The organism is Streptococcus pseudopneumoniae, assembly GCF_001073085.1.
Classification (GTDB): Bacteria; Bacillota; Bacilli; order Lactobacillales; family Streptococcaceae; genus Streptococcus; species Streptococcus pseudopneumoniae_M.
The window spans coordinates 95,673-110,018 of the sequence record NZ_JVFV01000042.1 but is presented as its reverse complement, the minus strand read 5'-3'; the positions used below and the strand labels follow the sequence as shown (position 1 = coordinate 110,018).

7 protein-coding genes are annotated in these 14,346 nt (G+C 41.5%); 6 read left to right on the top strand and 1 reads right to left on the bottom strand.

Features of this window, described 5'->3' with window-relative positions; genetic code table 11:
- Window positions 1–158 precede the first annotated feature (158 nt).
- The 5 genes from ADH90_RS08915 to ADH90_RS08895 all read left to right on the top strand — a co-directional run bounded on the left by ADH90_RS08915 (window position 159) and on the right by ADH90_RS08895 (window position 11,562).
- Window positions 159–842: an amino acid ABC transporter permease gene (locus ADH90_RS08915; RefSeq protein ID WP_006147032.1), complete on the top strand. Its 684-nt coding sequence runs from the start codon at window positions 159–161 to the stop codon at window positions 840–842.
- Window positions 842–1,576, top strand: coding sequence for an amino acid ABC transporter ATP-binding protein (locus tag ADH90_RS08910; RefSeq protein WP_000140934.1), 735 nt, complete (start codon window positions 842–844; stop codon window positions 1,574–1,576). Before ADH90_RS08915 ends, ADH90_RS08910 begins: the two co-directional genes overlap by 1 nt.
- Window positions 1,577–1,871: 295 nt before the next feature.
- Window positions 1,872–2,726, top strand: coding sequence for a bifunctional methylenetetrahydrofolate dehydrogenase/methenyltetrahydrofolate cyclohydrolase (locus tag ADH90_RS08905; RefSeq protein WP_049530938.1), 855 nt, complete (start codon window positions 1,872–1,874; stop codon window positions 2,724–2,726).
- Window positions 2,727–2,964: 238 nt separating this feature from the next.
- The gene (locus ADH90_RS08900) at window positions 2,965–10,584 is read left to right on the top strand and encodes an SIALI-17 repeat-containing surface protein (protein ID WP_049530937.1); all 7,620 of its coding nucleotides are present in this window, start codon (window positions 2,965–2,967) and stop codon (window positions 10,582–10,584) included.
- 129 nt (window positions 10,585–10,713) lie between these two features.
- Entirely contained in the window at window positions 10,714–11,562 is an 849-nt protein-coding gene (locus ADH90_RS08895) for an NAD(P)H-hydrate dehydratase (RefSeq protein WP_049530936.1), read from the top strand.
- 23 nt (window positions 11,563–11,585) lie between these two features.
- Here ADH90_RS08895 and ADH90_RS08890 read toward each other — a convergent pair whose 3' ends face one another.
- Window positions 11,586–11,771 (bottom strand): hypothetical protein, encoded by a 186-nt coding sequence (locus tag ADH90_RS08890; RefSeq protein WP_049530935.1) that lies wholly within the window; start codon window positions 11,769–11,771, stop codon window positions 11,586–11,588.
- 118 nt (window positions 11,772–11,889) lie between these two features.
- Here ADH90_RS08890 and ADH90_RS08885 point away from each other — a divergent pair, with 118 nt between their 5' ends.
- Complete coding sequence (locus ADH90_RS08885) at window positions 11,890–14,343, top strand: bifunctional DnaQ family exonuclease/ATP-dependent helicase (RefSeq protein ID WP_193389834.1); 2,454 nt, start codon at window positions 11,890–11,892, stop codon at window positions 14,341–14,343.
- Window positions 14,344–14,346 lie beyond the last annotated feature (3 nt).

Below are 14,346 nucleotides of genomic sequence, written 5' to 3'. Positions count from 1 at the left end.
CATAAAGAGTATCCACTTGACTAGAAAAAACTAAGATTTCTCGCTATTTCTGTTTTCTTTGAAATTTTATTGAAAATAAAAGGAAAAAGATTGCATTTTTATTCAAAACATGTTATACTCATACAAGTTTTAAGTTAGAATTAGAAAGTAGTGGATTTATGAATTTTTCTTTTTTACCTAAATATCTGCCATATTTTAATTATGGTGCTCTCGTAACGGTCTTGATTTCTGTTTTGGTTGTCTTTTTGGGGACAATTTTAGGGATAGTCTTGGCTTTTGCTCAACGTTCTAAAATGAAGCCTTTAGCTTGGCTTGCCAATGTTTATATTTGGATTTTCCGTGGAACACCTATGATGGTACAGATCATGATTGCTTTTGCTCTTATGCACATCAATGCTCCGACAATTCAGATTGGTGTTTTGGGAGTTGATTTTTCACGTTTGATTCCAGGGATTATCATTATCTCTATGAATAGTGGTGCCTATGTATCAGAAACAGTTCGTGCTGGTATCAATGCAGTACCTAAAGGGCAATTAGAGGCGGCTTACTCTCTAGGGATTCGTCCTAAAAATGCTATGCGCTATGTCATCTTGCCACAGGCTATCAAGAATATCTTGCCAGCCTTGGGGAATGAGTTTATTACCATTATCAAGGATAGTTCACTCTTGTCAGCAATTGGTGTCATGGAATTGTGGAATGGAGCTACTACGGTGTCAACAACCACCTACCTACCTTTAACTCCACTCTTATTTGCAGCCTTTTACTACTTGATTATGACCTCTATCTTGACACTAGCCTTGAAAGCTTTTGAGAATCGTATGGGACAAGGAGAGAAAAAATAATGACTGAAACGCTTATAAAAATTGAAAATCTTCATAAAAACTTTGGGAAAAATGAAGTTTTAAAAGGAATTGATCTGGAGATTAAAAAGGGGGAAGTTGTGGTGATTATCGGACCGTCAGGTAGCGGGAAGTCAACCCTCCTTCGCTCCATGAATCTCCTCGAAGAAGCGACAAAAGGCAAGGTCATCTTTGAAGGAGTGGATATTACGGATAAGAAAAATGACCTCTTTGCCATGCGTGAAAAGATGGGAATGGTATTCCAACAGTTCAATCTCTTCCCCAATATGACAGTGAAGGAAAATATCACGCTTTCTCCTATCAAGACCAAAGGGGAAAGTAAGGAAGTTGCTGAGAAGAGAGCGCATGAGCTCTTGGAAAAGGTTGGTTTACCAGATAAGGCCGATGCTTATCCACAAAGTTTGTCTGGTGGGCAGCAACAACGTATCGCTATTGCTCGTGGTCTTGCCATGGAACCAGATGTCCTACTCTTTGATGAACCGACTTCTGCCCTAGACCCAGAAATGGTAGGGGAAGTACTAGCGGTTATGCAAGAACTTGCTAAGTCAGGAATGACTATGGTCATCGTGACGCATGAGATGGGCTTTGCGCGTGAAGTGGCAGACCGCGTCATCTTTATGGCTGACGGTGTTGTTGTCGAAGATGGAACTCCAGAGCAAGTCTTTGAACAAACCCAAGAACAAAGAACCAAGGATTTCTTGAGTAAGGTTTTGTAAGAATATCGTAATTTAGAGAGAGTGGGACAGAAATCGGTAATTCGTTAGAATACGATTTCGTCGTCCCACCTCCGCACAGTTGAGTAGGGCTGTAAAAGCTGATGAAATCAGCGTAGTAGAGCCCACTCAACCACTGCGTCTTGCTCGACAATCCAAAGACAATTGAGAGGCTAGGACTTTTGTCCCAGCTTCTTTCTTATAGTTTCAAACTATAAGGTGTCTTAGGTAAGAAGTGTTAGAGGGACAAGTATATTTTTGATATAATAGAAGATATTTGTTAGAAAAGAGAAAACACATGACACAGATTATTGATGGGAAGGCCTTGGCGGCCAAGTTACAGGGACAATTGGCTGAAAAGACGTCTAAACTAAAAGAAGAGACGGGATTGGTGCCTGGTTTGGTCGTTATTTTAGTCGGAGAAAATCCAGCCAGCCAAGTTTACGTTCGTAACAAGGAACGTTCAGCTATTGCAGCAGGATTCCAGAGTGAAGTTGTGCGAGTTCCTGAAACAATTACCCAAGAGGAATTATTGGATTTGATTGCCAAATACAATCAAGATCCAGCTTGGCATGGGATTTTGGTTCAATTGCCTTTACCAAAACACATCGATGAAGAGGCTGTTCTACTAGCCATTGATCCAGAAAAGGATGTGGATGGTTTTCATCCGCTCAACATGGGACGCCTTTGGTCTGGTCACCCAGTTATGATTCCTTCAACTCCTGCTGGTATTATGGAAATGTTTCATGAGTATGGGATTGACTTAGAAGGTAAAAATGCTGTCGTTATTGGTCGTTCCAATATTGTTGGGAAACCCATGGCCCAGTTACTGTTGGCTAAGAATGCAACTGTAACCTTGACCCACTCTCGCACCCATAATTTAGCCCAAGTAGCTTCTAAAGCCGACATTCTTGTAGTAGCTATCGGTCGTGCCAAATTTGTGACTGCTGACTTTGTCAAACCTGGGGCTGTTGTTATTGATGTGGGGATGAACAGAGATGAAAATGGAAAGCTCTGTGGAGATGTTGACTATGAGGCTGTTGCGCCAATCGCTAGTCATATCACGCCTGTACCTGGTGGAGTTGGGCCTATGACCATTACTATGCTAATGGAGCAAACTTATCAGGCTGCATTGCGTAGCTTGGATAGATAGAACAAGCATTTATTCTAGATAGTGAAGAAACAAGTTCTAAAAAGTGAACTTGTTTTTTTCTTGCACTTATTTTAATAAAATTACAGTAAAACTTCTACAAATTATTGAAAAAACTCTACTATTTTGATATATTAAAAACATCAATATTTATATGGATAAAATAAGTAAGCGTCTAGAGGGAGGTTTATTTTTTGGAGCAAAATGTAATCGCTTACTAGAACATTGGAAAGGAATAATAATGGATAAGAGATTTTTTGAAAGACGGTGTCATTATAGTATTCGTAAATTTGCCATTGGTGCGGCTTCGGTTATGATTGGAGCTAGTATATTTGGTCTTCAGGTGGCTCAAGCTGCTGAAACTGAAACAGCAACCCCCAGTGAGGAAACAATTCATCAAGTTCAACCTTTAGATAAGCTTCCAGATGATCTTGCTGCGGCCATTGCAAAAGCTGAGCAAAATGGTGCACAAGATTCCACTACTGAAAAAGAAGAAAATGATACGGTTGAACCAGCAAAACCAGTAACTGAAGAAAAGATGACTGAGGCTACAAGTCCTAAGGAAGAAAAGGAAGTAGAAGTAGTTAGCCCTAAAAAAGACAAAGTTGAAAAAACTGAAAAACCTGCTACTGAAGTGGATGGGAAAGAGTCTACAGATTCAGAAGCAAGTTCTGACAAGCCAGCAGTTCGAGAAGAACATTCTGATACACCTAATCAGAATAAACCTGTAACGGACGATAAAAGCAAGGAAGAAAAAGCTTCGGCAAGTGAATTGCCTCAAGCCACAAAAGAGAAGGAAAAAGAAGACCAACTTTTACAGGAAAGAAAACAAAATTTCAACAAAGACTGGTATTTTAAACTAAACGCTCAGGGTGATTTTTCTAAGAAAGATGTTGATGTTCATGACTGGTCTAAGTTGAACCTTCCTCATGACTGGAGTATCTATTTTGATTTTGATCACAAGTCTCCTGCTCGAAATGAAGGTGGTCAATTAAATGGTGGTACTGCCTGGTATCGTAAGACCTTCACGGTTGATGAAGCTGCCAAGGACAAGGACGTCCGTATCAACTTTGACGGTGTCTACATGGACTCTAAGGTCTATGTAAATGGCAAATTTGTAGGTCACTATCCAAGTGGTTATAATCATTTTTCATATGACATCACTGAATTTTTAAATAAAGATGGTAGTGAAAATACCATTGCGGTCCAAGTTACCAATAAACAGCCAAGTAGTCGATGGTACTCAGGAAGTGGGATCTATCGTGATGTGACTCTGAGCTATCGTGATAAGGTGCAAGTGGCTGAAAATGGAAATCATATTACAACTCCAAAATTGGCTGAACAAAAAGATGGCAATGTTGAAACACAAATTCAAAGCAAGATCAAAAATACTGCCAAGACTTTAGCCAAGGTATTTGTGGAGCAACAGATTTTTACTAAGGAAGGTAAGGCTGTTTCAGATTTGGTTCGTTCTGTAACTAAGAGTCTATCAGGAAATGAGACAGCTGACTTTAAGCAAACGATTTTGGTTAATAAACCAACTCTCTGGACAACAAAAAGCTACCATCCTCAGCTCTATGTTCTAAAAACCAAGGTTTATAATGAAGGGCAGCTAGTTGATGTGACAGAAGATACTTTTGGTTATCGTTATTTCAACTGGACAGCCAAGGAAGGCTTCTCTCTTAATGGCGAGAGAATGAAATTCCATGGAGTTAGTATTCACCATGATAATGGAGCCTTGGGGGCAGAAGAAAACTATAAGGCAACCTACCGAAAATTAAAACTCCTAAAAGATATGGGAGTGAACTCTATCCGTACAACCCACAATCCAGCAAGTCCACAGTTGTTAGATGCTGCGGCTAGTTTAGGACTTTTGGTCCAAGAAGAAGCCTTTGATACTTGGTATCGTGGTAAGAAAACGTATGACTATGGACGTTTCTTTGACCAAGATGCAACTCACCCAGAAGCCAAGAAGGGTGAGAAGTGGTCTGATTTTGACCTCAGAACAATGGTCGAACGAGATAAAAACAATCCTTCAATCATCATGTGGTCACTCGGTAATGAGGTTGATGAGGCTGATGGTGGAACTCGTTCACTAGAAACAGCCAAGCGTTTGAAAGCTGTCATCAAAGCTATCGATACCGAGCGCTATGTGACCATGGGTGAAAATAAATTCAGTCGTGCTTCTACAGGCTTGTTCTTAGAATTAGCAGCAATCATGGATGCTGTAGGTATGAACTATGGTGAGCGTAATTATGATGCAGTTCGTAAAGCGCATCCAGACTGGTTGATTTACGGTTCTGAAACTTCTTCAGCAACTCGAACTCGTGATTCTTACTTTAATCCTGCTCAAAATCTCTGGCACGACAATCGCCCAAATCGTCACTATGAACAATCAGACTATGGTAATGACCGTGTAGCCTGGGGTAGAACAGCTACTGAATCTTGGACCTTTGACCGTGATCGTGCTGGCTATGCAGGTCAGTTCATCTGGACTGGTTTTGACTATATCGGTGAGCCTACACCATGGCATAATCAAGATAATACACCAGTGAAAAGCTCTTACTTTGGTATCATTGATACGGCAGGCTTGCCTAAGAATGATTTCTATCTCTACCGTAGTGAATGGTATAGTGCCAAAGAAAAACCAACAGTTCGTATCATGCCTCACTGGAATTGGACTGAAGAAACGCTCAAGGAACGTAATATGCTGGTCAATGGTAAAGTTCCAGTTCGGACCTTCTCAAATGCCGCCAGCGTAGAATTGTTCTTGAACAAGGAGTCCCTCGGTAAGAAAGAATTTGTTAAGAAAACAACTGAAGATGGTCGTCCTTATCACGAGGGAGCTAAACCAAGTGAATTGTATCTTGAGTGGTTGGTGGACTATAAACCAGGTACCTTAACAGCTATTGCCCGCGATGAAAATGGTAAAGAGATTGCGCGTGATAGTGTGACAACAGCAGGGGAGCCAGCTAGAGTTCGTCTCACCAAGGAAGAACATGTCATCACTGCAGACGGAAAAGATTTGTCTTATATCCATTATGAAATCGTTGATGAAGATGGCAATGTTGTTCCAACAGCTAACAATCTTGTTCATTTCAATCTTCATGGTCAAGGTCAAATCGTTGGTGTGGACAATGGAGAACAAGCTAGCCGTGAACGCTACAAAGCTCAGAAAGATGGCACATGGCAGAGAAAAGCCTTCAATGGTAAAGGTGTTGTCATTGTAAAATCCACTGAAAAAGAAGGTAAATTCACCCTATATGCGGATTCTGCAGGTTTGGCTTCTGATCAGGCGACGGTTACAACCGTTTCAGGCAAAAAAGAAAATCGTCATTTTGTTGCTTTTGCCCCTGTTAAAGCGACTACTGATGTCAGCGAAAATCCTAAATTGCCGGAAACTGTGACAGCTATTTATAGCGACGGCAGTGTTGAAGAAAAATCTGTAACTTGGGATATACCAGATGATCTCCTTACTAGTGCAGGTGAGAAAAAAGTTCTTGGTAGCGTGGAAGGACTTGAAGCTAAGGCTGAAGCCCTTGTTAAGGTGGTTGCACTCGATAAGTGGTTGCCTAAGGTAGCAACTGTGCCAGTTGGTACAGCTGCAGAAGATTTGGATAAAACTGTAACGGCTGTTTTGTCAGATGGTAACTTGGTTGATGTGGATGTCGTTTCTTGGACCTTGAAAGATCCTGATGCCTTGACAAAAGAAGGTGGACGTACTGAAGCAACTGGTAAATTAGTTGGAAATGACTACGAGGTGACAGCAACCTTTATCGCAAGTGATCAGGAAACAGAAAGTACTGTTACAGGTCTCACAGTTGGAGATAAGACTCTTGAAAACTTTGAGTCTGGAAAGACCTACTACCGAGTATCCCTTCCTTATACTGCTAAAATCCCAAGTGTTGGTGCACAAACTACTGGCTATCAGGTTACAGTTCAACAAGCTTCAGAAGCTAATGATTATCAAGCTTCTGTATTCTTGAGTGACCAGAAGGGCGATTTGGTTCAAACATATTTGATTCAATTCGTGAAAGAAGCTCCTGCCTTGACACGCTTGGAAGTAAGTGTAGAAGGTAAAGAAAATGCAACAGAAGACCAAGTCCTTCCTTATCATGTCATTGGGCATTACGAAGATGGTACACAGACTGAATTTTCAGCATCAGATATTCACTTGGATGCTAGCTCTACTGATGGTGGACATCTTGAAGTAAACGGACAGAACTTGCTACTTTACACTAAAGGTAGTGTGACGCTCACACCTCGTATTGACAATCAAACAGAGAAGACACAATCTGTAGCCACCGTAGTGGTCATCAAAGAAAACAAAGTAACCAAGAGAATTGTTAAGCTTCATCCTGTTTCAATCTCTACAGATATCAATCAGCAACCGAATTTGCCTGATCAAATCGGAGCAGACTTTGATAAGGGATTGCCTCGTAAGGTAGCTGTAACTTGGGACAAGGTGGATGCAAAAGATTTGAGCTACTATCATAGCTTTACCCTTAAAGGTCATGTAGTAGGTACAGACATTGAAGCTCTTGCCAATGTGACTGTTGAAGGTTTGCAGGTTGCTGAAGAAATCAGTTTAACTCTACCTAAGGGTGAAACGGTTCAATTGCCAGCTAGTGTCCGTGCTTATCATTCTAATGGAACAACTGTCTATAAAGATGTCGTTTGGGATAAGGTTCCTGAAAGCTTTAGTCAGACTGAAGGTATCTATGAAATCAAGGGTCAATTAGTGGGTAGCCATCTGACTACCAAGGCTCATGTTCGTGTTTCTAGTCAAGTTGTTGCGGGAAATAACATCTCTAAACAATGGACGGGTTCTCAATTGCCAGCGGCTATCGTGTCCAATACGGGTGGTGATGATTCGGCAAGTACTTTGAATGATTTGACAGTTTCAAGAGCTACTACAGATGTCAAGAACAGATGGACAACTTGGAGAACAAATACTGATAATGACTGGGCGTCTATCTTGTTTGGTAACTCCGGTGATTTGACCAAACGTTTTGTAGACAATCTATCAGTCGATTTCTATACAGACGGGACAATCGGACTTCCAAAAGAATATGTTATTGAATACTATGTCGGTCAAGAAGTTCCAGATCTTCCAAATGATGTCAATAATGCTCAGCGTGATACCAACCATCCATTCAACAATGCTGCCAACTGGAAAGAAGTTGAACATCTCAAAGCTCCAGGACAATTATCTGCAGGTCAAACAAACCACTTTACATTTGATAAGGTTGAAACTTATGCTGTTCGTATGCGTATGAAGAAAGCAGATGGAACTGCTGGTGTTGGTTTGACAGAAATCACTATTTTAGGAAGTAAAGTTCCAAGTGCTACCAGCTCAGAAATTTCTATCCAAGTAGATGGCAAGAAGCTCGAGCATTTCAATCCGTCTAAGACAGATTATTATATTCCTCAAGCAAGCAAGGAAATCACTGCAACAGCCAGCAACAACGGTGTGGTGACAGTTGTTCCTGCAACAAGTGAAAAAGGTGCGACACGCCTTATCTTGAAAGCTGAGGATGGAACTGTTCTGAAAGAATATCGTATCTTCCGTGATGACGAAAAAGAGTCAACACAACCAGTAGCTGCAGAAAATAGTGCCCAGACCTTGAATGTTGGTGATCAACTTCAATTGCCTGCAGAGGTAACAGTCTACTATCCATCACAGACTGGCTGGGTTAAGGCTAACCTTGCTGTACAATGGGATGCAGTGCCAGAACATGCGACTGCCCAAGAAGGTAGCTTTGAAGTTCTTGGTCATGTTCTAGGAACAGACTTAACAACCAAGATGCAAGTAACAGTTGTTACAAAAGGTAATCAAGTCATTTCAGAAAATGCAAATAATAATGAGACTGATTCTAAAGCCTTTGCGTCTACTACAAATGACACACAAGCAGCTTCTCGGGATAAAATTTTCTATATCAACGATGGGCACTTTAACGAAGATGGACGTTGGACTAACTGGTCTCGTACTCCGAAAGACCAAGAAACATCTGTGGGAATTCTCTTTAAGAAGAATGGTCAGATTACACCTCAATCTGTTGGAAAAGTAGCTATTCAATTCTTTAAAGACAGTGGAACAGATGCACCAGCGACAATGGTACTAGAAAGATATGTTGGGCCTGCCTATACAGAACCAAGTACTATTTCTCGTTATGAAGAAAATGCGGATCATCCATTTAACAAGGCAGAAAACTGGCAAGAAATTCCTTATAAGGCATCTGGAGAAATCGTGGCTGGTAAGCCAATCGAATTTACCTTTGATCCAATTGAGACATCAGCTATTCGAGCACGCATGACTCGTAAATCGACAACTAATGGTCTCGCAATGGTCGAGTTTAGTGCTTACTCTCCTACTAAAGCAAAAGATGTGGAAACTCCTTCAGTGACCATTTCGGTTGATGGAAAAGCATTGGAAAACTTTGATCCAGCGGTTTCAGATTATACAGTGAGCTTAAATGGTAATAAACCACAGGTGACTGCTCAAGCAAGTGGTAACGGTGTGACAACGGTTGTTGAGTCTAGTCAGGATAACCTTCCTAGCCTTGTTCGTCTTCTTGCTAAGGATGGTAGTCTTGTCAAGGAATATCGTATTCATTTCAAACCTAGTCACCGTATAGTTCCTGAAGAAGGCGACCAAAGTCCTGTCCTCGAACGACCAAGTCTAGAAGTTGTCAAGACCGAAATTCCATTTAAGGAAATTATTCGTGAAAACAATGATTTAGCTCAAGATGAACGTCGTGTAATCTCAGAAGGTAAGAAGGGTGAAAGAGTTGATTATGTTAAGGTCTTAGGATCTAACCGTACAACTGTTCATACCGATACGACTGAGGCGCAAGATCGAATTGTTGAAGTTAAGGTTAAACCAGTCATTACTACTAGCAAAGGCGACGATCCAGCTCCAGTGGTAGAAGTTCCAGAATTTGAGGGTGGCGTCAATGCTGCTGAAGCTGCCAAGCATGAGTTGCCAGAATACACAGATCCGATTGGCACAGTAGGCGACGATCCAGCTCCAGTAGTAGAAGTCCCAGAATTTGAGGGTGGTGTCAATGCTGTAGAAGCAGCTAAGCATGAGTTGCCAGAATACACAGATGTAATCGGCACAGTAGGCGACGATCCAGCTCCAGTGGTAGAAGTTCCAGAATTTGAGGGCGGTGTTAATGCAGTAGAGGCAGTTAAGAACGAAGCGCCAGAATACACAGGTGGCGTCAATGCGGTAGAAGCCGCTAAGAATGAATTACCAGAGTACACAGGAACAGTAGCTACAGTGGGGAACAAGCCAGCACCAAGTCTTGTTAAACCAGCTGAAGAGATCCGAATCTTGACTGATAAGGAAACTGGAGTTCTGGTAGCAGGGCTAACTAAAGAGTTATCTAAAGACCTCAAGCTTCAAGTGCAGAAGGTTCTACGCCAAGAATTAGCTGGTAAACACTATGATGCGTATCAAGTGAAATTACTAGATAAGGACAACCAAGAAGTTGAACTCAAAGGTGCTGTCCTAGTGAGATTACCAGTTAAGGGTCAGGTTCAAGGAGTTTATCACATGAGCTTAGATCAAGGCTTGCAGGTTCAAAAGGTGACGCTAGTAGGTGATATGGTTGAATTTACAACCAAAGATCTAGGACTTTATGCGATTGTCTATAAAGAACAAAACCAAGAACCAGTAGAACAAGCTCATGGGCCAGCAGTTAATGGAGAGATTCTTGAAAATGCTTCAGAGAAAGTAGATTCAGCAAGACTTCCAGAAACAGGTGAAAGTCGATCTGATACAGCTGCCTTCCTAGCAAGTCTCAGTCTTGTTTTATCAGTGGCACTACTAACAGTTAAACGTAAAGAAAAATAAGGACTGATAATTCCCAGCTCTAAAAAACTAATCATTATAAATAAAGGAGAAGATAGCATAGTCTTCTCCTTTATTAATTGGGTAGTGAGGTGTATAATGAAAGTAAGAGAAAGCATGAAGGAGTAGTGTATGAAAGAGATTGATCAAGCTCTATTGAAAAAAGTGATCATCGAGCGTTCTCGTTCTAGTCATAAGGGAGACTACGGGCATCTTCTCTTGATTGGTGGGACTTATCCCTATGGGGGAGCGATTATTATGGCTGCCTTAGGGGCTGTTAGAAGTGGCGCAGGCTTAGTGACAGTAGCAACAGATAAGGAGAATATTCCAGCTCTACATAGCCATCTGCCGGAGGCTATGGCTTTTGCTCTTGACGATAAGCAATTGCTTGAGCAACAGTTGGAAAAAGCAAGTGTTGTCTTGGTCGGACCTGGACTAGTGGATGATGAGCGTGGAGAAGAGCTTCTCCAAACAGTTTTTCATCATTCAAATCAAGACCAGACTCTCATACTGGATGGTGGTGCCTTATCCATTTTTGCGAAGACGGGAATGAAATTTCCTAAAGCCCAGCTTGTCTTAACTCCTCACCAGAGGGAATGGCAAGTCTTGTCAGGCTTAGATTTGGATTCCCAAGGAAGCAAGGAAACAGGAGAGGCTTTGAAGAGCTTTCCTTCAGGAACGATTTTGGTTCAAAAAGGTCCAGCTACTCGAATCTGGCAAGCTGGACAAGTTGATTGTTATCAGCTAGGTGTTGGCGGTCCCTATCAGGCGACTGGCGGCATGGGGGATACTCTGGCTGGTATGATCGCTGGCTTTGCAGGTCAATTCCCACAAGCAATTCTCTATGAAAGAGTGACAGTAGCGACCTATTTACATTCAGCAATTGCCCAAGAACTAGCTGAGGACAATTATGTCGTCATGCCAACTACGATTAGTCAACATATCCCAGCCTTCATGAAAAAAATACAAAAAGACACCTGAGGTTTTCAGGTGCCTTTTAAGGATTAGAAGAGTCCTTTGACCTTATCAACAATATTACCGATTCCTTCTGAGCCAGAAACCAAAGCTTGAGCTTGGCTAAGGTACTCACCGAGTTGATCCTTATTTTCTTCGACAAAGGTTTTTGCGGCAACCAAATCTTTTTTCTCGATTAGCTCTTTTACTTGATTAAACAAATCTAATGGGTTCATGATGCCCCTCCTTTTCTAAACTTCTATTCAATCATTTTTTAGAAAAACTTGCAAGAAACTTGACCCTTCCAATAAAGTTCATGGATGTCAAATTGTGTAAATTTTGATATAATTTTTAATGATGAATTTTAGAAATGATCGGTACGTGGTCGTAGATTTAGAGGCGACCAGTACCGGAAGCAAGGCAAAAATTATCCAAGTGGGAATCGTGGTCATTGAAAATGGCGAGATTGTTGACCAATTTGCAACGGATGTTAATCCCCACGAACCCTTGGATTCTCATATCAAAGAATTAACGGGCTTGACCGATCAGCGACTAGCAGAGGCACCGGAATTTTCTCAGGTGGCTGGAAAAATTTTTGACTTGGTCAAGGACGGTGTTTTTGTTGCGCACAATGTCCAGTTCGATGCCAATTTGTTGGCAGAATTCCTCTTTTTCGAGGGTTATGAATTGCGCACTCCTCGTATCGATACAGTCGAGTTGGCTCAGGTATTTTATCCTCAACTTGAAAAATACAATCTGGGGATTCTCTGTCAAGAGTTGGGAATTTCATTAGAAAAAGCCCATACTGCTCTATCAGATGCCCAAGCAACAGCAGAGCTCTTTCTCTGTATGCGACAAAAAATGTTTCAACTGCCAAAAGGCTTATTGGAGCGCTTATTGAGTTTATCAGACAGCTTACTCTATGAATCTTACCTAGTCATCGAGGAAGTTTATCAGAAGCAGTCCATCCTAGTTGAACATGACTTGGTAGAGGTGCAAGGTTTATTTTTAAGAAAAGAAAAGCCAGCCCTTTCTCCACGAAAACTCTCAAAAGATTTCCAAACCAATATTGCCTTGTTGGATTTGGAAGATAGAGCCCCGCAAGCTAGCTTTGCTCAAAAGGTTCAAGATTTTCTACAGAATGAGAAAATTGCCTTTGTGCAAGCTCAGACTGGAATTGGAAAAACCTACGGCTATCTCCTGCCAGCCTTATCACTAGAGAACGAAAAAGGAATCCTCATCAGTGTTCCTACTAAAGTTCTACAAAATCAAGTGATGCAAGAAGAGGCTCGTAGATTGGAAGAGGTCTTTCACCTTTCGATTCATAATCTCAAAGGACCACAAAATTACTTAAAACTAGATTCCTTTCATGCAGCGCTAGAGGAAGAAGAGTCCAATCGCTTGTACACACGTTTCAAGATGCAACTTCTAGTTTGGTTGACTGAAACTGAAACTGGAGATTTAGATGAGATTGGCCAGCTTTACCGTTACCAGCAATTTTTGCCAAACTTGGTGCATGATGGTAATCTTCCCAAAGCTTCTCTCTTTTGGTTGGAGGATTTTTGGAGACGGGGGCAGAAAAAAGCTCGCTCTTGCCAGCTACTTGTGACCAATCATGCTTATCTCGTTACCCGACTTGAGGACGATCCCAGTCTACTAGAGGGCCGTCTCTTGATCTTGGATGAGGCCCAGAAGATCTTATTAACTTTGGAAAATCTTTCTCAGAAGAGTTTCGTATTAAACGACATAGTTGACCAGCTAGATCAAGCCTTAGTTCGAGAAAAAGGAACGCTTCAAAGACGCTTGATGGAGAGTATTCGCTTTGAGCTTTGTCACTTGATGGATCAGTTCCTATCTGGCAAACGAAGAATGTGCCCGACGACTACAATGGCACAACTCCAACAGGATTTCTCTGAGCTAGACGTTCAAGGTTTCCAGGACTATCAGCGATTTTTCTGCATTGATGGAGAATTTTGGCTATCAGCCTCAGACTTGTCTAGCAAGAAGGTTGTCATTTCTTCCAGTCGCAATCAACGTCTGCTCTTTTCACAGATTTTTCCAGAGACTTGTCAACTCTTAGCTGTCTCTGCAACCTTGGAAATTAGTAGCAGAGTATCTTTACCAGAACTAATGGGATTCCCGCATGCAGCCTTTGACAGACTGGATGAGAATTTTCAAGAAAATCAAGAAATCTTGGTCATTAAAGATTTTCCATTGGTGACAGAAACCTCCCAAGAAGACTATGCTCAGGCTCTCGTGGAAGTGCTGGAAGATTTGTCCTATCTTGAGGAACCCATGCTCGTTTTATTTACTTCAAAAGACCTTTTGTTGCAGGTATCAGACTCTCTATCTCTTTCTCATCTAGCCCAATATAAAAACGGAGATCCGGCTCAACTCAAGAAACGATTTGAAAGAGGAGACTCTCAACTCTTACTAGGGACAGGAAGTTTTTGGGAGGGAGTTGATTTTGCGACTCACCCTCGAGTGATTGAAGTGGTGACACGCCTGCCCTTCCAAAATCCAGAAGATCCCTTTACGAAAAAAATGAATCAGGAACTGCGTCTTGAAGGGAAAAATCCTTTCTACGACTATCAACTGCCAATGGCTATCATTCGCCTCAAACAAGCGATTGGTAGAACCATGCGTCGTCTTGGACAGCGCTCATCTGTCCTTATCTTGGATAGCCGAATGACAAGCAAACGATATGGAAAGCAGATTAGCAAGGCCTTGTCACAGACTAGTCTAGTGAGAGAAGTTGGCAAAGAGCAAGTATTCTCAAAAGTTCAAGAATTTTTACACAAAAAATAAAAT